Annotated in this window: 15 protein-coding genes, 1 pseudogene and 1 riboswitch; of the genes and pseudogenes, 12 read left to right on the plus strand and 4 right to left on the minus strand. The window is 61.8% G+C overall.

The window, feature by feature from the left end:
* Positions 1 to 81: 81 nt before the first annotated feature.
* From CS390_RS14570 to CS390_RS14580, 3 genes are all read left to right on the plus strand, one after another.
* On the plus strand, positions 82 to 1,332 hold the full coding sequence (locus CS390_RS14570) for an MgtC/SapB family protein (RefSeq protein ID WP_099775173.1): 1,251 nt from the start codon (positions 82 to 84) through the stop codon (positions 1,330 to 1,332).
* Between the two features lie 250 nt (positions 1,333 to 1,582).
* On the plus strand, positions 1,583 to 1,939 hold the full coding sequence (locus CS390_RS14575; RefSeq protein ID WP_099775174.1) for a hypothetical protein: 357 nt from the start codon (positions 1,583 to 1,585) through the stop codon (positions 1,937 to 1,939).
* Between the two features lie 3 nt (positions 1,940 to 1,942).
* Positions 1,943 to 2,125 carry a DUF1289 domain-containing protein gene (locus tag CS390_RS14580; RefSeq protein ID WP_099775175.1) on the plus strand — a complete coding sequence of 61 codons (183 nt, stop codon included), beginning with the start codon at positions 1,943 to 1,945 and terminating at the stop codon, positions 2,123 to 2,125.
* A gap of 99 nt (positions 2,126 to 2,224) precedes the next feature.
* Here CS390_RS14580 and CS390_RS14585 read toward each other — a convergent pair whose 3' ends face one another.
* The 3 genes from CS390_RS14585 to CS390_RS14595 all read right to left on the minus strand — a co-directional run bounded on the left by CS390_RS14585 (position 2,225) and on the right by CS390_RS14595 (position 5,479).
* The gene (locus tag CS390_RS14585) at positions 2,225 to 3,076 is read right to left on the minus strand and encodes a CAP domain-containing protein (protein WP_099775176.1); all 852 of its coding nucleotides are present in this window, start codon (positions 3,074 to 3,076) and stop codon (positions 2,225 to 2,227) included.
* Between the two features lie 68 nt (positions 3,077 to 3,144).
* Positions 3,145 to 4,005 (minus strand): CAP domain-containing protein, encoded by an 861-nt coding sequence (locus CS390_RS14590; protein WP_099775177.1) that lies wholly within the window; start codon positions 4,003 to 4,005, stop codon positions 3,145 to 3,147.
* Between the two features lie 220 nt (positions 4,006 to 4,225).
* A complete protein-coding gene (locus CS390_RS14595; RefSeq protein ID WP_099775178.1) occupies positions 4,226 to 5,479 on the minus strand; it encodes an aspartate aminotransferase family protein in 1,254 nt (417 codons plus the stop codon).
* Positions 5,480 to 5,865: 386 nt separating this feature from the next.
* On the opposite strand from CS390_RS14595, the gene CS390_RS14600 reads away from it, so the two are divergent.
* The 5 genes and pseudogenes from CS390_RS14600 to CS390_RS14620 all read left to right on the plus strand — a co-directional run bounded on the left by CS390_RS14600 (position 5,866) and on the right by CS390_RS14620 (position 12,541).
* Positions 5,866 to 7,266, plus strand: coding sequence for an amino acid permease (locus CS390_RS14600; protein WP_065758636.1), 1,401 nt, complete (start codon positions 5,866 to 5,868; stop codon positions 7,264 to 7,266).
* Between the two features lie 29 nt (positions 7,267 to 7,295).
* A riboswitch (cobalamin riboswitch) is annotated at positions 7,296 to 7,498 on the plus strand.
* Between the two features lie 58 nt (positions 7,499 to 7,556).
* Positions 7,557 to 9,748, plus strand: a pseudogene (locus CS390_RS14605) (TonB-dependent receptor).
* 20 nt (positions 9,749 to 9,768) lie between these two features.
* Positions 9,769 to 10,554: an ABC transporter ATP-binding protein gene (locus CS390_RS14610; RefSeq protein WP_099775180.1), complete on the plus strand. Its 786-nt coding sequence runs from the start codon at positions 9,769 to 9,771 to the stop codon at positions 10,552 to 10,554.
* Entirely contained in the window at positions 10,551 to 11,522 is a 972-nt protein-coding gene (locus CS390_RS14615) for an ABC transporter substrate-binding protein (protein ID WP_065758633.1), read from the plus strand. The genes CS390_RS14610 and CS390_RS14615 overlap by 4 nt, the downstream gene beginning before the upstream one ends.
* Positions 11,522 to 12,541 (plus strand): iron ABC transporter permease, encoded by a 1,020-nt coding sequence (locus CS390_RS14620; protein ID WP_065758632.1) that lies wholly within the window; start codon positions 11,522 to 11,524, stop codon positions 12,539 to 12,541. The genes CS390_RS14615 and CS390_RS14620 overlap by 1 nt, the downstream gene beginning before the upstream one ends.
* 58 nt (positions 12,542 to 12,599) lie before the next feature.
* On the opposite strand, the gene CS390_RS14625 is transcribed toward CS390_RS14620, so the two are convergent.
* A complete protein-coding gene (locus tag CS390_RS14625) occupies positions 12,600 to 13,502 on the minus strand; it encodes a LysR substrate-binding domain-containing protein (protein ID WP_305885270.1) in 903 nt (300 codons plus the stop codon).
* A 108-nt stretch (positions 13,503 to 13,610) separates the two neighbouring features.
* Between CS390_RS14625 and CS390_RS14630 the strand changes: the two genes are divergently transcribed.
* The 4 genes from CS390_RS14630 (at position 13,611) to CS390_RS14645 (ending at position 19,259) form a co-directional block, all read left to right on the plus strand.
* Positions 13,611 to 14,702 carry a tartrate dehydrogenase gene (locus tag CS390_RS14630; RefSeq protein ID WP_065758630.1) on the plus strand — a complete coding sequence of 364 codons (1,092 nt, stop codon included), beginning with the start codon at positions 13,611 to 13,613 and terminating at the stop codon, positions 14,700 to 14,702.
* Positions 14,703 to 14,895: 193 nt separating this feature from the next.
* Positions 14,896 to 16,497: a BCCT family transporter gene (locus CS390_RS14635; protein ID WP_099775182.1), complete on the plus strand. Its 1,602-nt coding sequence runs from the start codon at positions 14,896 to 14,898 to the stop codon at positions 16,495 to 16,497.
* 140 nt (positions 16,498 to 16,637) lie between these two features.
* Positions 16,638 to 17,759: an aromatic ring-hydroxylating dioxygenase subunit alpha gene (locus CS390_RS14640; protein ID WP_099775183.1), complete on the plus strand. Its 1,122-nt coding sequence runs from the start codon at positions 16,638 to 16,640 to the stop codon at positions 17,757 to 17,759.
* Between the two features lie 51 nt (positions 17,760 to 17,810).
* Positions 17,811 to 19,259, plus strand: coding sequence for an NAD-dependent succinate-semialdehyde dehydrogenase (locus tag CS390_RS14645; RefSeq protein WP_099775184.1), 1,449 nt, complete (start codon positions 17,811 to 17,813; stop codon positions 19,257 to 19,259).
* Positions 19,260 to 19,301: the final 42 nt, after the last annotated feature.

Raw genomic sequence — 19,301 nt, forward strand, 5'->3', positions numbered from 1 at the left:
GAACACCGGTAACCGGCAAGCTTTCCACCCGGATGAGTCTATAGTGTGAAAGTTTCTTGCCACCTGCCTTGATGAGACTCGATGAACAGCTTTGACTGGCTTCCCACAGACGCAATCCACCTGTTCTTTGTGCTGTTCCTGTCTTTCCTCATCGGGCTGGAACGCGAAGAGCACAAGACCAACAATGACCAGTATGCGTTTGGCGGCGTCCGTACCTATCCACTGATAGGCCTGATCGGTTACTCGATTGCAGTGTTGAACAGTGGCGAACTGCTGCCGCAAGCGTTGGGCTTTGCCGTTGTGGCCGCCTTCCTGTTACTGGCCTACTGGCACCGACTCTCCTCTACCGGATCACCCGGCATCACCTCGGAAATGTCCGGGCTGACCACCTACCTGGTGGGCGCCCTGATCTATCACGAGATGTTCTGGCTGGCCACCGCGCTGACCGTGTCGAGCATCATCCTCCTGGAGCTGAAGACACAGCTGGAAAACCTGGCTAAGCGCATTGAAACCACGGACATCCTGACCTTCGCAAAATTTCTCCTGCTGTCCGCAGTCATCCTGCCACTGTTGCCGAACACACCACTCACCCCGTTTCAGATCAACCCCTTCACCACCTGGCTTGTTGTGGTTGCTGTGAGCGCATTGTCGTATGGCAGCTATGTGTTGCAGCGCGTGACAAAAAACCAGAGCAGCGTGTTGATGTCGGCACTCGTGGGGGGCGCCTATTCATCGACTGTGACCACGGTGGTGCTTGCCAGGCGCTCGCAGCAGGAAGAACAGGCGCACCTTTATTCTGGCGCCATCCTGATTGCATCGGGCGCCATGTACTTGCGCCTGGCGGCACTCCTGGCCCTGTTCAACCGCGACCTGATGAGCCGCCTGGCACTTCCGTTCATCGTCCTGGGCAGTATGGCGATACTCATCGGTTGGCTATGGTCGCGAAAAGGATACGCCGGGGCGACGACGATAAAGCCACTTGAACCCAAGAACCCGCTGGAAATCAGTGCCGCGCTACTGTTCGCATTTCTGTTTGTCGGCATGCTGGTGGCAACACACCTGGCAATCGAATACTTGGGGTCCGTGGGCATCTACTCACTGGCCTCGGTGATGGGCGTCACCGATGTAGACCCGTTCATTCTCGGCATGACGCAGTCTGCCGTGAGCAGCACCCCGCTGTCGGTCGCAGCCTCCGCCATCATCGTTGCAGCGGCCAGCAACAACCTGGTCAAGGGGATCTATGCCTTCACCCTGGCCTCCCGAAAAGCGGGCGTGGAAAGCCTGTGCTTCCTGCTAGGCCTGTCAGCCGGGGGCTTGCTGCTCCTGCTGTAGCGCCGCATGAACAGCCACACGGTTGCGGCCTGCGGCTTTCGCGCTGTAAAACGCCTGGTCCGCAGCCCGAATCAGCGCGATTGCTGAAGTAGTCGATATCGATCAGCAACTCAGCATTCTGTGCTTGAGGCATCAGCACATCGCTTATGATGCAAGCAGAGATGACGGCCAAGCGGAACAAGTCACCCCTTCGCGCAAAAAACGTTTCACCCCAGAGACTGCACGTCGACACACAGGCAAGGATCAACCCATGTTTTTCAACAAGCGCGATCAGGCGAACATCGAGCGCCGCCTGGTGGCAACCCTGACCGAGGCCTGCGAGACGGCCAAGGCAGAAATCGTCGGGTTCTGCTGGCTAACCCACACGGTGGATTACCGGGCGTTCCCCTCCAGCCTGAGGGTGACCTGGGTCTTCGATACCCTGACCAACAAGCAACAGGCCCTGGCCAGCGGGCAAGGCGCGCGCATGGTTGAGCTGACGGCAATGGCGCTGGCTGAAGCCGGGATTGCCCTCGACCCCGTGTCGAGACATGTGCACTACGACACGGAAGAACAATGCCAGCGCACTCATGCGGGAAACTGGCAACAGCGTTTGGCGCGGGGTTGAAGCATGGCCAAGGATATCGAGAACCCGTGTATCGCCGTCTGCCAGCTCAGCGGCGACCTGTGCCTGAGCTGTGGTCGCAGCAAGGAAGACATCAAGAAATGGAAGCGCATGAAGCGGCCGGAAAAGATGGCCGCCGCACAGCGCGCAACCCAGCGCCTGAAAAGTCTGCAAAAGAAACGCCCCTAAGCCAAATACCGAAAGCGCCGTGCTCCCTGTGGGAGTTGGCTTGCCAACGATGCAGGCACCGCGCACGTACTGACACCGCGCCGATACCATTACAGGCGCTCACGGCGTACCGAACATCGCGGTCCAGTAGATCCCCGCGTCACTCTTGGGGTCGACTGCGTAGGCTGCGCCCAGTTCGCGGAACCTCGGGTTCATCAGGTTGGCACAATGGCCAGGACTGGCCAGCCAGCCGTCGACCACCTTGCGTACGGTGTCCTGCCCGGCGGCAATGTTCTCGCCAATCAGTTGGCCGCTGTAACCTGCCAGTTCAGCCCGGTCACCCGGTGTACGACCCTCGCGGTCCTTGTGATCGAAGAAATTGTTGTTGGCCATGGATCGGGTATGGCCTTCAGCCGCCGTTGCCAGTGTCGCATTCCAGGCCAACGGTGTTGTCGCGCCAAAGGGCTGGGTGCCGCACTGGCGGGCCTGCGCACGTGCGCTGTTGATCTGTTCGAGGAGCTTCTGGCCCTCGGCTTGCCAGTCGCCCAGTCGCCCCGCCAGCAGCGGCCGGGCCAGCACGATGCGCCAGGCACGGTCTTCGCGGCTGACGCCGATATCGACGAACTGCGGGTCGAGCACAATCTGGCAGAAACTCTCCTGCACCGCCTTCATCGCCGCCTGCGCATCACGCGGCCCGGACAAGCTGATCGCCTGCACATTGACCATCGGGTACGAGGCTCGCGCCAGTGCCTGCTGCAGGTCACCGACACTACTGGCAGACAGCACCAGACGCGGATCGGCTGCAAGTGGCGGCAACTCCTGCGAGGCCTGCCCCGCACAACGCTGCACCTGGCTGCGGTAGGCATTGATCGACTGGACCAGTTGCGTCTCCTCGGTCGCGGCTGCCGTGGCGGCTAACACCACCCCCACAGACAACGCGGCAAAACGCAAAGCGGATGATAGGACGCGCATGTAACTCTCCCTTTTGCTGATGGTGCTAATAATGCGCGAAATCCCCCCCTGCGGCACAAGGGCTTTACTCAGGGCGCACCGAACACCATCGTCCAATAGACCCCCGCATCGCTACGCGAGTTTGTCGCATAGGCCGCGCCAACCTGGGTAAACATCGGGCTCATCAGGTTGGCGCAGTGGCCAGGGCTGGCCAGCCAGCCCGCCAGGGCCTTGCTCGCTGAACCTTGCCCGGCGGCGATGTTCTCGCCAATCTGCCGGCCACGGTAGCCTGCCGCCCATGCCCGGTCTGCAGGCATGTCACCATCAAGGTCCCGATGGGCCAGGTAGTTGCCGCTGGCCATCGACCGGCTATGCCCTTGCGCTGCGGCCCCCAGGGCGCTACTCCAGGTAAGCGGCCGGGCGGCGGCAAACCGTTTACGACCACAGAGGCGCGGCTTTGCCCGCGCCGCATTGACCTGTGCCAGCAAGGTAGCGCCCGCTGCTCGCCGATCCTCCAGATGCCCCTCGAGCAAGGGGCGCGCCAACACGACTCGCCACTCACTGTCGTCACGACGGATGCCGATATCCGCGTACTGGTTATCGAGCAAGGCTGCGCAGTAATCACGCGCTAGCTGGTCGAACGCCTCATCAGCGTCGTAGGCACCCACCAAGCGGATACTCCGCACTGCAACGGCCCGATAGCCGGAATCCTTCAGCGCCTCGCGCATTTCACCGCGATAGCGAATCGGCAACGCCAGGCTCGACTTCAGCGCCAGTGGCGGCAAGGCGCGGCCCGCACTTCTGCTGCAACGCTGGGGATGAGCACGGTAGTCGTTGATCGCCTCCGCCAGTTGCTGTTCCCCGCGCGCATGGGCGGGGCTGGAAAGCAGCGGCAACAGCGGGACGAGGCAGAGCGAAACAACGCGGGAACAGTGGACGGCTTGGCGCATGAGGCAGACAGCTCTGAAGAGGTGACGACAGAAAAGGCAGTAACGCAGCCAAGGCAAGACATGCCAAGGCAGGGCCTAAGACTGGAGCCGCTGCACAAGGTTCATGGGGTGAAGGGTATTTTTTACCGAGGTGGCAAGGTCGCCAGCCGGGTCAGCGTCTTCAGGACGTCGTGGTACAGCGGCCCGAGGGCCGCTGCGAGCAGTAAGGCGGGCAATGATGTCAGGCGCTGAGTCCAGCCAGGCAGCGTTCGAGAATATCCAGGCCTTCCTCGAACACCTCGGGTTCAATGGTGAGCGGCGCCAGCAGGCGCACGATATGCCGGTATTTGCCACTCGGCATGATCAACAGCCCCGCCTCACGGGTGGTTTGCAGCAACGTGGCCAGCGCCTGAGGCGCTGGCGAGCCGTCCGCGTTTACCAACTCGATGCCGCGCATGGCGCCCGTGCCGGTCAAGCGCCCCAGGTAAGCGGACAAACCGGACGCTTTCCAGCGCTGATAACGCTCGACAATCGCCTTCTCTTGCCGCTCGCCCCAGGTGGCGAGGTTGCTGTCGCTCATTTGCTCCAGGCTGGCCAACGCCGCCGCACAGGCTATTGGGTTGCCTGAATAGGTACCGCCCAATGCGCCGCGCTGCAGCGTGTCCATCAATTGCCGACGGCCCACCACCGCGCCCAGCGGAACCCCGCCAGCAATACTCTTGCCCAGCAGCAGCAGGTCCGGCTCAATACCCAGGCGACCGAAGCCAAAACGCTGCCCGGTGCGACCGAAGCCAGACTGAATTTCATCGACAATCAGCAGAATCCCGCGCTCATCGCAGAACTGACGCAGGTGCCGGGCAAACGCTGGCTCCAGCGCCAGGAAACCACCCTCGCCCTGAATCGGCTCCAGGATAAAACAGGCCACCTCGTTGACGTCGATTTCGACACTGAACAGGCGCTCCATGGCCTTCAGCGCCTGATCGACACTGACGTCGTTGTCCGGGCTAGGGTATGGCAAGTGATAGACCGGCCCCGGCAACACACCAATGCCTTGTTTGTACGGGGCGACCTTGCCATTGAGGTTCAGGGTGGCCAGGGTGCGGCCATGAAAACCGCCGTCGAACGCCACCACTGCAGTGCGCCGGGTAACGCCCCGGGCAATTTTCAGGGCATTTTCGGCTGCTTCGGCACCACTGTTGGTGAGCATGCCACTGGCTGGGTAGCTCAGGCCGATGAACGCCACAAGCCGCTCCATCAACTGAAGGTAAGGCGTGTGCGGCACAGCGTTGAACGCCGAGTGGGTCAAGCGTGCTGCTTGCGCCTGAATCGCCGCCACCACCGCCGGGTTGCAATGGCCCAGGTTGAGCACGCCGATACCGCCGACAAAGTCGATGTAACGCTTGCCATCGACATCCCAGACCTCGGCATTGCAGCCATGATCGAGTTCGATCGGGTGAACTATTGCGATGGAATTGCTGATGGTTTGCGCAGGCATGACAAGCGCCGCTCCCGTGGCTTGAGGGTCGTGTATGGCGGCTATCTAAGCGAGTGACGGTGGCCTGGCACAAGCGAATAAAAATTCTACTGTCATTCCTAAAAGTATCGAATTTGGCGTCACCGGTCACAAAGCACTTAGCAAGAAGGTTTTCCTTAAGACCTCGCACGGTCGTCCCAGGCACACCTTGAATTCCTCCAAGGAATGATGTTCTGAGTATTGCTCGTTTGTTGAAGCCCCGTTCGTCGACCAATACTGATCTGGATCAATTACCAGGACCAGGACGCAGTACCGACACGGAAGGTTTCCTTACTAACGATTGTTCAGCGCCGGCTCATCCCGAACGGACCTGTGAGCCAGGGGGCTGCTGAACCGAGGGTTGATGCATGAGTTCAAACAATAACAACCGCGGGCAACGCTCGCTCAAGCATGGCCTGACCACACGCCAGGTCTCGATGATCTCCATCGCAGGCATTATCGGTGCGGGTCTATTCATCGGCTCCTCCAACGCCATCGCCACCGCAGGCCCGGCCATCCTGATCTCCTACGCACTGACCGGCTTGCTGGTGCTGTTGGTCATGCGCATGCTCGGCGAAATGGCCGTTGCAAACCCGAACAGCGGTTCGTTTTCCACCTACGCCGGCGAGGCCATCGGCCCTTGGGCCGGCTTCACCATCGGCTGGCTGTACTGGTGGTTCTGGGTGTTGATCATCCCGGTCGAAGCCATCGCCGGTGCCGACATCCTGCATGCCTGGTACCCCGCCATCCCGTCCTGGGCCTTCACTTTCCTGATCATGATCACCCTGTCGGCCACCAACCTGATCAGCGTGCGCAATTTCGGCACCTTCGAGTACTGGTTCGCCCTGATCAAGATCATCGCCATCCTGGCCTTCATCGGCGTATGCAGCGCGGCCGTACTGGGCTACTGGCCGCTGGCTGAGGTCTCGGGGGTCGGCCAACTGCTGAGCAATGGCGGCTTCATGCCGAATGGCTTTGGTGCGGTACTGGGCGGCATTCTGGTGACCATCTTCTCGTTCTTCGGCGCCGAGATCGTAACCATCGCCGCCGACGAAACCGAGAACCCCAAAGAGAAGATCCGCCGCGCCACCAACCTGGTGATCTACCGCATTGCGATCTTCTACATTTTCTCGATTTTCTTCATCGTCTCGCTGGTTGCCTGGAACGACCCACGACTGCTGCAAGTCGGCTCGTTCCAGCGCGCACTGGAAGTGCTCAATGTGCCAGGCGCGAAACTGATCGTTGACCTGGTGGTGTTCGTCGCCGTGACCAGTTGCATGAACTCGGGCCTGTACACCGCATCGCGCATGCTTTACTCGCTGGGCGCACGCGGCGAAGCACCGACTGCAACCCGCTACATTTCGCGCAGCGGCGTGCCGACCGTGGCCGTGCTGATGTCCACCCTGGCAGGCTTCGTCGGCTGCCTGATCAACTACCTGTTGCCGGGCAAGGTCTTTGGCTTCCTGCTCTCGACCACCGGCGCCATCGCCCTGCTGGTGTACCTGGTGATCGCGGTGTCACAACTGCGCATGCGTAAGCAGCTGGAGCAGAAAGGCCAGACCCCGGTGTTTCGGATGTGGCTGTTCCCATGGCTGACCTGGTTTGTCATCGCCTTGATCTGCAGCGTGCTCGGCTACATGTTGTTCAGCGCCGCATACCGCTATGAAACCCTGATGACCGCAGCGGTCGCCGGCATCGTCCTGATGATCAGCCTGGTGCGCAAATCGAGCACGACAACACCTGCCACTGCTGCCGCGCAACGCGGCTAAGTGATTGACTGAGCTGGCGTTCGATGTTCAGATGCGCGCCAGTTTCAGGTGTCCTGCGCCGCCGTGCGCAGGGTGAAACGGGAAGCCGGTGCGTCTCTTTGACCAGTCCGGCGCTGCCCCCGCAACGGTAAGCGAGCGAGGCCTTCGACAAACCACTGTGCCACGGCATGGGAAGGTGAAGGCCTCATGACCCTCGCAAGCCCGGAGACCGGCCTGAAGCCTTGTTTGGCAACCCCGCGGTGGGCGGGCGCAGGCCGGTTGGCGGGCGCCTGCGTGCTCGTCATGCCTCTATGCGTTATTCCCCCGGGATTCATTCATTCCTGTTTCAGCCTGGAACGACATGTCCCGCAATTACCTGTTTCACACCCTTGTGTCCTCTGCTTGCCTCTCGCTTTCACTGCCGACACTGGCCACCGATGATGCCGAGCGCATCCTCGCCCTGCCCTCGACAGCCATCACGGGCGATCGTGATAGCCAACGCGAAGCCATCAATCTGGCAACGCCACTGCCGACCGGCTCCCGACTGAACCTCAGTGCGCTGGAGACGCCTGCCAGCACCAGCAGCCTCGCTGCCGAGGCCATCGACGGGCGCAACAACCGCAGTGTGCAGGACGCGGTCAGTCGCTCGCCGGGTATCACCTCTGTGGGCACCCCGGGCAACGGCAACACCGCCCTCTCTGCCCGAGGCTTCAGCGGTCACAGCTCGGTGATGACCCTGTTCGACGGCTCGCGCTTGTACACCGGTGCAGGCACCCAGAGCTTCCCAGTAGACCCGTGGATGGTCGAACGCATCGACATCATTCGCGGCCCGGCCTCGGTGCTGTATGGCGAAGGGGCAACCGGGGCCGTGATCAATGTGATCCCGAAGAAGCCCTTCACCGGCGAGATCCGTAACCATCTGCGCCTGGGCTATGGCTCGTATGACCGCCAGCAATTGGGCCTGGACAGCGGTGGTTCGTTAAACGAGCGGCTGAGCTACCGGCTCACCCTCAACCGTGAGCAGAGCAACGGCTGGATTGATCGCGGCGACTCGGAAAACCTCGCCGTCAGTGCCGCATTGCGCTGGGATGCCAGTGATGACCTGAGCTTCACCCTGGCCCACGAGCGCGGCGACAGTGAGCCGATGAACGACTTCGGTACTCCGCTGATCGACGGCCACTACCGCGACAGCCTGCGCAAAAAGAACTACAACCTCCACGACGCGGTACAGCGTTACCACGATGAATGGACGCGACTGAACAGCGACTGGTCGATCAACGAGAGCCTGACGGCCAGCAACCAGCTCTATTACATCAAGAGCCGCCGGCACTGGCGCAATGCCGAGGACTACAGCTGGGACAGCAGCCGCGACCAACTGCTGCGCCAGAGCTACCTGCACATCAAGCATGACCAGGAGCAAATCGGCGACCGCCAGAGCTTTTCCCTCGACCATATGTTATTAGGCCTGACGAGCAAGACCGTGGTCGGTGCCGAATACAACCGGATTCGTTTCGACGTCGACAGCAATTCGCCGTACACCGACAACGGCGGCGACTACATCGACCCGTGGCAACCAGCCCCGGGATACTTCAGCAGCCAGGACCCCACCCGCCCACAAACTCACAGCACCACCCAGACCTTTGCCCTGTTCGCGGAAAACCGCACGCAATTGTCAGAGCGCTGGTCGTTGGTCACCGGAATTCGCCGCGACCAGAACCATATCGACCGAGACAACCGGGTCGACGGCACGCGCAGCGACCGCAGCCTCGACGGCGGCAACTGGCGTGCCGGGCTGGTGTATGCAGTCACCGATCAGTTGTCGCTGTACGGCCAGTACTCCACCAGTGAAGACGGGGTTGGCGACCTGATCAGCCTCAGCCCGGCTGCACAGCAGATGGACCTGACCGAGTCGAAGCAAACCGAACTCGGCCTCAAGCAGCAGTTCTGGAACGGCCGTGGCGAATGGACGCTGGCGGCTTATCAGATCGTGAAAAAGAAGCTGCCAGTGGTCACCGACAGCCACACGCGACTCACCCAGCAAGTCGGCCAGCAGTCTTCCGAAGGCCTGGAGGCGACCCTGGAACTGGCCCTTGCGCAGCAGTGGCACGTCTCGGCAAACGCCTCGCTGGTGCGTGCCGCGTATGATGACTTCGACGAGGTGGTGGCCGGTAATATCGTGTCCCGCTCGGGCAACCGCCCGATCGGTGTACCACGGCGCACCGCCAACCTCTGGCTCAGCAAGGCCTTGCGCAATAACCTCGATGCCGGGCTGGGCTTGCGTTACGTTGATGCGCGCTATGCCGATACCGCCAACACCGCAACGGTACCGGGCTACACCGTGATCGATGGGAATCTCGGCTGGCAACTGCTGCCGGAGGTGCGTTTGGGCCTGCAACTGAATAACCTGCTCGACCGCCGCTATGCCGTCACGGCCCATAGCGCTGAGCAATGGCTGATGGGGGCGCCGCGCTCGTACTTCGCCACCCTCGATTACCGTTTCTAAGGCACAAGGAACCGCCGCTCATGACCGCATTGAATATCCACCAACTGCGCTGGACGCCGGCAGCACTCGAGCGTCGTCAGCACTGGTTGCTGCACGGTATCGACCTGCACGTGGCGGCCAGTGAGTTCGTCGGTCTGATCGGCCCCAATGGCAGTGGCAAGACCAGCCTGTTGCGCTGCGCCTACCGCTTCAACCTGCCCTTGGCCGGGCATGTCAGCCTGGACGGCACTAACCTCTGGCAGCAGCGCCCGCGCTGGAGCGCGCAACGCATCGCCGTCGTGCTGCAGGAGTTTCCCCAGGCGTTCGGCCTTACCGTGGCTGACGTCGTGGCCATGGGCCGCACGCCCCACCAGGGGATGTTTACCGGCGACAACCAGGCAGACCGCCAGCTGATCGCACAGACCCTCGACGCGGTTGGCCTGGGCAACCTTGATCAACACGATTTCGCCACCCTTTCCGGTGGCGAGAAACAGCGCGTGCTGCTGGCCCGTGCACTGGTGCAGCAACCGCAACTGTTGATACTCGACGAGCCGACCAACCACCTCGACCCACGCTACCAACTGGAACTGCTGGGCCACTTGCGCCGCCTGGGCTTGAGTACCCTGGCCAGTTTCCACGACCTGAACCTGGCTGCGGCATTCTGCGACCGCCTTTACGTCATCGACAACGGCTGCATTGTCGCCAGCGGCACACCGGCCGAGGTGTTGACGGCCGAACGCCTGCACCAGGTATTCGGTGTGCATGCACTGGTCGACACCCATCCACTGGCCGGCTACCCGCGCATTACCTGGATCACCGAACCATGAAACGAGCGCTTCCCTACCTCGCCTGGCTTGCGCTGCTGCCGGCCCTCTCGACCCAGGCCAGCCATTACCCGCTGAGTGTGCAGAGCTGCAACCGCCAGGTCACATTCAAGCAGGCGCCGCAGCACGTGGTCAGCCATGACATCAACCTGACCGGGATGTTACTGGCCCTCGGCCTGCGCGAACGCATGGTCGGCTACACCGGCGTCAGCGGCTGGAAAACCCTCGACCCGAGGCTCAGCACGGCCCTCGAGGGTGTGCCGGAACTCGCCAGCCACTACGCCAGCGAAGAGAACCTGCTGGACGCGGGTGCCGACTTCTTTTTCGCCGGTTGGGGCTATGGCATGCGGATTGGCGGCCCGCTCACCCCGGCCAGCCTTGAACCACTTGGGATCAAGGTCTATGAACTGAGCGAGTCCTGCTCGCGGATCATGCCGCAACGCGAGGCCAGCCTTGACGACCTGTACCGTGACCTGAGCAATCTCGGGCGAATCTTCTCGGTCGAAGCCCGCGCCGAGGCGTTGATCAACGAGCTGCGCCAACGTATCGCCCGGGTTCAGGCGCGGCTGACGGCAACGAACGAAACGCCGCGCGTATTCCTCTACGACAGCGGCGAAGACCGCCCCATGACCTCTGGGCGCCTGGGTATTCCGCAGGCGCTATTGACGACGGCAGGTGGCCACAACGTGATGGACGACATCGCCGCCAGCTGGACCCAGGTCAACTGGGAAAGTGTGGTCGAGCGAGACCCCGAGGTCATCCTGATCGTCGACTATGGCCCACGCACCTGGCAACAGAAGCGTGATTTCCTGCTGCAGCACCCGGCCCTGCAGGGCGTGAGTGCAATCCGCACGCAACGCTTTATCGTGCTGCCCTATGTGGCGGTGACGCCGTCCGTGGACAACGCCGAGGCCATCGAAACCATCGCCAACGCCCTGCATCCGCAGACCGTGGCGCGGGCAGGTCAGTGATGCCGATACGTAGCGTGGCGGCGTACCGCCTGTTGGTGCTTGGGTTACTGGGCGTGCTGCTGGTGTCGTGCCTGACGGCGCTGGCCTTTGGCTCGGCGAGCGTACCGTTGGCGTACGTCTGGGGGATTGTTGGCGAGCAGTTGGGGCTACGCGGTGGCGGTGAATGGACGCAGGGCCAGTCACGCATCGTCTGGCTGATTCGTGCACCACGGGTGGTGCTGGGCGCACTGGTTGGCGCCGGCCTGGCCCTGGTCGGCACCGCCCTGCAAGCCGTGACTCGCAACCCGCTGGCCGACCCGCACCTGCTGGGGGTCAGCTCCGGTGCGGCGCTGGGCGCAGTACTGGTGGTGCTGTTCCTCGGCGATTTTGCCGGGGTGTTCAGCCTGCCGCTGGCCGCCTTCATCGGCGCCCTGGGCAGCATGGCCCTGGTGCTGGCGGTAGCCAATCAACAAGGCCGCTTGAGCAGCGAACGGTTGTTGCTGGCCGGGGTGGCGGTGTCGTTCGTGCTGATGGCACTGGTCAACCTGCTGCTGTACACCGGCGACCAACACGCCAGCAATTCGGTGATGTTCTGGATGCTCGGCGGGCTTGGCCTGGCACGTTGGGAGATGCTCTGGCTGCCGGCACTGTGCTTGCTGCTCGGCCTGCTCGCCTTGCTGGCCCTGGCCCGTGGCTTGAATGCATTGATGAGCGGAGAACACACGGCCGTGAGCCTGGGGTTCAATGTCCAGGCGGTACGCGTGCAGGTGTTCGTCTGCACCGCATTGCTGACCGGGGTGCTGGTGGCGTTGTCCGGGGCGATTGGTTTTGTCGGGTTGATGCTGCCGCACCTGGCCCGGCGCCTGGTGGGCGCCGAACACCGGCGACTGCTGCCGGTCAGCGCCTTGCTCGGCGGTTTGTTTCTGGTCTGGGTGGACGTTGCCGCCCGCACCCTGATCGCCCCGCAAGACTTGCCCATCGGCATCGCCACGGCAGCGATTGGCGGGGTATTCTTCATCGCCCTGCTACGGCGCCGTTAGGGCAAGCCAGCTTTGTTGGCGATCCAGTAGCCGCGCACAGGGCCTGAGAACACAATGACTACCCAGGCAAGGTGTAGCGTTCGGCAAAGTACTGACGGAAAAACTCCACCGCAACGCGAACCTTCGCCGAACTGGCCAGCGGCGAAGCGTACACCGCCCAGATGTCCGCCGGCTGGTGGTACTCGCTGAGCACCTGAACCAACCGCCCTGCCGCCAGGCTGTCGTGCAGGTCCCACCAAGAGCGCAGCAGTATCCCGCGACCATCCAGGCACCACTGGTGGGCCACTTCGCCATGGTTGGTCGACAATGTGCCAGTCACCCGCACGCTCTCCTCACCCTGCTGGCCTTCCAATTGCCAGATCCCGAACGGGTGGTCACGTTCCTTGATCACCAGGCAGTCATGACTGGCCAGTTCCGCCAGGGTTCGCGGCGTGCCACAACGTTCGAGGTAGTCTGGGGAGGCACAGAGCACACGGCGGTTCTTCGCCAGTGGCTTGGCGATCAGGTTCGGGGCGATGGTGTTGCCCACGCGGATATCCAGGTCGACCCCTTCGTCGATCAAGTCAACCAGGCGGTCATGCACGTCCAGCCGGATATCCAGCTTCGGGTAACGTTCGGCCAGCTCCGACAAGGCCGGGGCAACGAAACGCCTGCCCAGCCCCAGGCTGCTGGCAATGCGCAGTTGCCCTACCGGCTCGCGGTGCTGGGCACTGATGTCGTCGCCCATGCGCTGCACCGCATCAAAGATATGCAGCGCCCAGCGGTACACGCGCTCGCCCTCTTCACTCACCGACACACGCCGGGTGGTGCGGTGCAACAACCGCACCCCCAGGTTGTCTTCAAGCACGCGAATGCGCTTGCTGATGAACGCGGCAGACATTCCAAGCTCATCGGCAACTGCCGCAAAGCTGGCACGTTTGGCGACCTGAACAAAAATGGTCAGGTCTTCAAGGCTGGGCATATTGTTCACGATACGTGCACTAAGAATCCATGATTGACGAGATTATCTCTAAGCGAAGCCCTTATAGCATGGTCCGCACCTGTTCCCTAGACAACGAGTGTGCCCCCCATGAGCAAGACATTCCGGATCGCCGCAATCCCTGGCGATGGCATCGGCAACGAAGTTCTCCCAGAAGGTATCCGCGTGGTCGAAGCGGCTGCGCGCAAGCACGGCCTGAACCTTGAGTTCGAATTCTTTGAGTGGGCCAGCTGCGACTACTACCTGGCGCACGGCAAGATGATGCCGGACGACTGGTTCGAGCAGCTCAAAGGTTTCGATGCGCTGTACTTCGGCGCAGTCGGCTGGCCGGACAAAGTACCGGACCATATTTCCCTGTGGGGTTCGCTGCTCAAGTTCCGTCGCGACTTCGACCAGTACGTGAACATTCGCCCGGTTCGCCTGTTCCCTGGCGTGCCGTGCCCACTGGCCGGACGCAAACCTGGCGATATCGACTTCGTGGTAATCCGCGAAAACACCGAAGGCGAATACTCGTCGCTGGGCGGGCGGATGTTTGAAGGCACCGAGAATGAGTTCGTCCTGCAGGAGTCGGTGTTCACCCGCCGTGGTGTCGACCGCATCCTCAAGTACGCCTTCGACCTAGCCCAGACCCGCGAACGCAAGCACCTGACTTCAGCGACCAAATCCAATGGCATGGCGGTCAGCATGCCGTACTGGGATGAGCGTACCGCCGCCATGGCGGCGCACTACCCTGACGTCAGTTGGGACAAGCAGCACATCGACATCCTCTGCGCACGTTTCGTGCTGCAGCCAGAGCGCTTCGACGTGGTCGTGGCCTCCAACCTGTTCGGCGACATTCTCTCCGACCTGGGCCCGGCCTGCGCCGGCACCATTGGCATCGCGCCGTCGGCCAACCTCAACCCGGAACGCAAATTCCCGTCGCTGTTCGAGCCGGTACACGGTTCGGCGCCGGACATCTTCGGGCAGAACATCGCCAACCCGATTGCCATGATCTGGTCCGGTGCACTGATGCTTGAATTCCTTGGCAACGACGGTGCCGACCCACGCTACCGCGCCGCCCACGACGACATCCTCAAGGCCATTGAACAGGTCATCGCCGACGGTGACACCACCCGCGACATGGGCGGCAACGCGTCCACCCAGCAGGTCGGCAAGGCGATCGCCGAACTGATCGGGGCCTGATCCCCCAAGGCCGGTTGTCAGGATTGTCCGACAACCGGCCTTCGCGTGCTTGCAGTCCTCGACGATTCTATGCAAACTGTTAACCGAAAGATTCACGTTAACTTTTGGTTAACGACAAGGAGATAGAGGTACCGCAGTACCCCGGACTTGCTCCGGGCCAAGCACTACGTACGCCAACGTCCAGGAGACGATGATGTCCCACAAAAATAAAAAGATTGATGTGTTTCTGATTACCGTGAGCCTGATTGCCGTGCTGCTCACTGTCATCGGGTTAGCCTTGTTCCCCACCCAGGCCGAAACCACGGCCAACCTGTTGTTCGAGTTTTCCACCCGCACCTTCGGTACCAGCGTGCAGTTGCTGGTGTTCATCAGCTCCCTGGCGGTGCTGTACCTGGCCTTCAGCAAGTACGGCAACATCCGCTTCGGCAGTGGTAAACCGGAATACTCCACGACCACGTGGGTATTCATGTTCATCTGCGCCGGCATGGGCTCCTCGACCCTTTACTGGGGCGTCATGGAATGGGCCTACTACTACCAGACGCCGGGCCTGAACATTGTTCCGCAGTCGCGCCAGGCACTGGAATACAGTGTCAGTTACTCGTTCTTCCACTGGGGCATCAGCGCCTGGTCGATCTACGCGCTGGCATCCCTGGCCATGGCCTACCACTTCCATGTCCGCAAGAAGAGCGGCCTGAACCTGGCCTCGATCGTTGAAGCGGTAACCGGCTTCAAGGCCACCGGCCCGGTCGGTCGCACCGTGGACCTGATCTTCCTGCTGACCATGATGGGCGCACTGACGGTATCCCTGGCCCTGACCGCCTCGACCCTGACCCGAGGCCTGGCTGACCTGGCCGGCACGCCCAACACCTTTACCGTGCAACTGCTGGTGATCGGTGCCGTGGCGGTGCTGTTCTCGCTCAGTTCCTACATCGGCATCGATGGCGGCCTGCAGCGTCTGAGCAAGATGGTCTGTATCGGCGCGCTGGTGTTTGCCGGTGTGGTACTGCTGGTCGGCCCAACGCAGTTCACCATCAACAACACGGCCAACGCCGTCGGCATCATGATCCAGAACTACGTGCACATGAGCCTGTTCACCGACCCTGCCGGTGACGGTGCATTTACCCGTAACTGGACGGTGTTCTACTGGCTGTGGTGGGTGTCCTACGCACCGGGCGTAGCCATGTTCGTGACCCGCGTTTCCCGTGGTCGGCAGATCAAGGAAGTGGTCTTCGCCCTGCTGCTGGGTGGCAGCTTCGGGTGCTGGTTCTTCTTCGGCGCACTGGAAAGCTACAGCATGCACCAGTTCATCACGGGTGCCATCGACGTGCCGAAAATCCTGACGGAACAAGGTGGCGAAAGCGCCGTGAGTGCGCTGCTGACCGCCCTGCCGCTGGGCAAGGTGTTCCTCGCCGTGTACCTGTTCATCATGGCCGTGTTCTGCGCCTCGCACATGGACGCCGCTGCCTATGCGGTCGCCGCCACCAGCACCCCGAACCTGCGCGAAGGTGAAGACCCAACGCCAACCCACCGCCTGTTCTGGTGCCTGGTGTTGACCCTGGTACCACTGGCCATGCTGTTCGCCAAGGCTTCGCTGTCGACCATGAAAACCGCTGTCGTGCTCACTGCGATCCCTTTCATGCTGATCCTGCTGGTGAAGATCTACGGCTTCTTCAAATGGATGCTTCAGGACTACAGCCATGTGCCGGCATACCGCATCGAAGAAGAAGCGGCGCGGCTGGCAGGTGAGTCCCCTGAAGAAAAAGCCCCGGCCCCTGCGGTTGTCGCAACGCCGTAACCACGGCGACGGTCTGCTCGCCCTCAAGGACCGAGGCGGCAGGCTATTTTTTTGCCCAGCTTGTTAACCAATAGATACTCGTTAACCAACAAGTAAAAAGTACGACGCTAACGCGTCAGTGCCTGTAAGAGGAAACCACCGTGAACGATTTCAAACGTCTGCCCGCCGACTTCTGCAGCAACGCCGATGAAGCCTTTACCATTCCGGCGAACTTCTACACCCAGCAATCGGTGTTTGAGCACGAGAAAGAAACGATCTTCGCCCATAGCTGGATCTGTGTGGGCCACCGCAGCGAAGTCGCCGAAAACAACGCCTACATCACCCGTGAAGTGATCGGCGAAAGCATCATCGTTGTTCGTGGTCGTGACAGCGTACTGCGCGCTTTCTACAACGTCTGCCCACACCGTGGTCACCAGTTGCTCAGCGGCAGCGGCAAGGCGAAGAACGTCATCACCTGCCCTTACCACGCCTGGACCTTCAAGCTCGATGGCGAGCTGGCCCATGCCCGTAACTGCGAAAACGTGGTGAACTTCGACAAGGAAAACTCCACCCTGGTGCAGTTGCGCGTCGAGGAGTACGCCGGTTTCATCTTCATCAACATGGACATGAAAGCCGGCACCGTTGAAGAACAACTGCCTGGCCTGGAAGCGCGCATGCGTCAAGCCTGTGCGGTCATTGATGACCTGCACCTGGCCGCCCGCTTCGTCAGCGACACCCCGGCCAACTGGAAGTCGATCGTCGACAACTACCTGGAGTGCTACCACTGCGCGCCGGCCCACCCAGGCTTCGCCGATTCGGTAGACGTCGGCCAGTACACCCACACCACCTTCGGTAACTGGACCCTGCAATACGGTCTGGCCAAACCGTCGGAGCAGTCGTTCAAGTTCGACGACTCGGTGAAAGACCCATCCTTCGCCGGTTTCTGGACCTGGCCATGCACCATGTTCAACGTACCGCCAGGTGCGAACTTCATGACCGTGATCTATGAGTTCCCGGTCGATGCTGAAACCACACTCCAGCATTACGACATCTACTTCCTGAACAAGGACATCACCGAAGAGCAGCAGAAGCTGATCGACTGGTACCGCGAAGTGTTCCGTCCTGAAGACCTGCGCCTGGTGGAAAGCGTGCAGAAGGGCCTGAAGTCGCGTGGCTACCGTGGTCAGGGCCGGATCATGGCCGACCGTCAGCGCAGCGGCATGAGCGAGCACGGCATTGCCCACTTCCACAACCTGATCGCCGTCGCCCATATCAACGACTGACCCTGCCAGCCGCCGACCTACGGGTCGGCGGCGGTATACGGAGTGCCTTGCGTGAAACTTAACGATTCCAAACTGTTCCGCCAGCAAGCCTATATTGCTGGCGCCTGGTGCGAGGCCGATGACGGTCGCCACCTGGCCGTGACCGATCCGGCCAATGGCAACGTGCTCGGCAACGTACCGCTGATGGGCGGCGCCGAAGCGGTGCGGGCCATCGAAGCCGCTGAAGCCGCACTGGACGGCTGGCGCGGGCGCACCGCCAAGGACCGCGCGCAGGTACTGCGCCGCTGGTTCGAGCTGCTGCTGGAGCACGAACAAGACCTGGCCCAGTTGATGACCCTGGAACAGGGCAAGCCGCTGCACGAAGCCCTGGGTGAAATTCGCTACGCCGCCTCGTTTGTCGAGTGGTTCGCCGAAGAAGGCAAACGTGTCTATGGCGATGTCATCCCAAGCCCGGCCAGCGACAAGCGTCTGCTGGTGATCAAGCAAGGCATTGGTGTCTGTGCCGCCATCACCCCGTGGAACTTCCCGGCGGCGATGATCACGCGCAAAGTCGCCCCGGCACTGGCCGCCGGTTGCACCATCGTGGTCAAGCCGGCCAACGAAACCCCCTTCTCGGCCCTGGCCCTGGCCGAACTGGCCGAGCGCGCTGGCATACCGGCGGGCGTGTTCAGCGTGGTCACCGGTGATGCGCCGGCCATTGGTGCGCAACTGACCGGTCACCCGGCCGTGCGCAAGCTGAGCTTCACGGGTTCGACCCCGGTTGGCCGCCTGCTGATGGGCCAATGCGCCGAAACCATCAAGAAGGTGTCACTCGAGCTGGGCGGCAACGCGCCGTTCATTGTGTTTGAAGACGCCGACATCGACGCCGCCGTGGAAGGTGCCCTGATAGCCAAGTACCGCAACGCCGGGCAAACCTGCGTCTGCGTGAACCGTTTCTACGTGCATGACCGCGTGTATGCGCAGTTCACCGAGCGCTTCGTCGAACGCGTACGCGCCCTCGGCGTCGGCCATGGCCAAAGCGACGGCACGCAGGTCGGACCGCTGATCAGCGACAAGGCCGTGGCCAAGGTCCAGAGCCTGATCGACGACGCGGTGAGCAAAGGCGCCGAAGTCGTACTCGGTGGCAAGGCCCATGCCTTGGGCGGAAATTTCTTCGAACCGACCGTGCTGGCCAACATCGGCCCGGGCATGGAACTGCTGGACGAGGAAATCTTCGGCCCGGTGGCGGCACTGGTGCGTTTCTCCAGTGATGAAGAGGTGATCACCCTGGCCAACGACACCCTCTATGGCCTGGCCGCGTACTTCTACAGCCGCGACCTGGCGCGGGTCTTCAAGGTGGCCGAACGCCTGGAGTACGGCATGGTCGGGGTCAATACCGGGCTGATCTCCAACGAAGTCGCCCCCTTTGGCGGGGTCAAGCAATCCGGCCTGGGCCGCGAAGGCTCGAAGTACGGCATCGAGGATTATCTGGAAATCAAGTACCTGTGCCTGGCCGTTTGAACAGGCATTGAGTTACAGCGCGCGGCAGGGCCTGCCGCGCGT

The sequence above is a fragment of the Pseudomonas sp. HLS-6 genome, from assembly GCF_002753995.1.
GTDB classification, from domain to species: Bacteria; Pseudomonadota; Gammaproteobacteria; order Pseudomonadales; family Pseudomonadaceae; genus Aquipseudomonas; species Aquipseudomonas defluvii.

What these genes read in the sequence shown, in the direction of transcription:
- CS390_RS14570 (WP_099775173.1), top strand. Translation starts at nt 82, where the DNA reads ATGAACAGCTTTGACTGGCTTCCCACAGACGCAATCCACCTGTTCTTT.
- CS390_RS14575 (WP_099775174.1), top strand. Translation starts at nt 1,583, where the DNA reads ATGTTTTTCAACAAGCGCGATCAGGCGAACATCGAGCGCCGCCTGGTG.
- CS390_RS14580 (WP_099775175.1), top strand. Translation starts at nt 1,943, where the DNA reads ATGGCCAAGGATATCGAGAACCCGTGTATCGCCGTCTGCCAGCTCAGC.
- CS390_RS14585 (WP_099775176.1), bottom strand. Translation starts at nt 3,076, where the DNA reads ATGCGCGTCCTATCATCCGCTTTGCGTTTTGCCGCGTTGTCTGTGGGG.
- CS390_RS14590 (WP_099775177.1), bottom strand. Translation starts at nt 4,005, where the DNA reads ATGCGCCAAGCCGTCCACTGTTCCCGCGTTGTTTCGCTCTGCCTCGTC.
- CS390_RS14595 (WP_099775178.1), bottom strand. Translation starts at nt 5,479, where the DNA reads ATGCCTGCGCAAACCATCAGCAATTCCATCGCAATAGTTCACCCGATC.
- CS390_RS14600 (WP_065758636.1), top strand. Translation starts at nt 5,866, where the DNA reads ATGAGTTCAAACAATAACAACCGCGGGCAACGCTCGCTCAAGCATGGC.
- CS390_RS14610 (WP_099775180.1), top strand. Translation starts at nt 9,769, where the DNA reads ATGACCGCATTGAATATCCACCAACTGCGCTGGACGCCGGCAGCACTC.
- CS390_RS14615 (WP_065758633.1), top strand. Translation starts at nt 10,551, where the DNA reads ATGAAACGAGCGCTTCCCTACCTCGCCTGGCTTGCGCTGCTGCCGGCC.
- CS390_RS14620 (WP_065758632.1), top strand. Translation starts at nt 11,522, where the DNA reads ATGCCGATACGTAGCGTGGCGGCGTACCGCCTGTTGGTGCTTGGGTTA.
- CS390_RS14625 (WP_305885270.1), bottom strand. Translation starts at nt 13,502, where the DNA reads ATGCCCAGCCTTGAAGACCTGACCATTTTTGTTCAGGTCGCCAAACGT.
- CS390_RS14630 (WP_065758630.1), top strand. Translation starts at nt 13,611, where the DNA reads ATGAGCAAGACATTCCGGATCGCCGCAATCCCTGGCGATGGCATCGGC.
- CS390_RS14635 (WP_099775182.1), top strand. Translation starts at nt 14,896, where the DNA reads ATGTCCCACAAAAATAAAAAGATTGATGTGTTTCTGATTACCGTGAGC.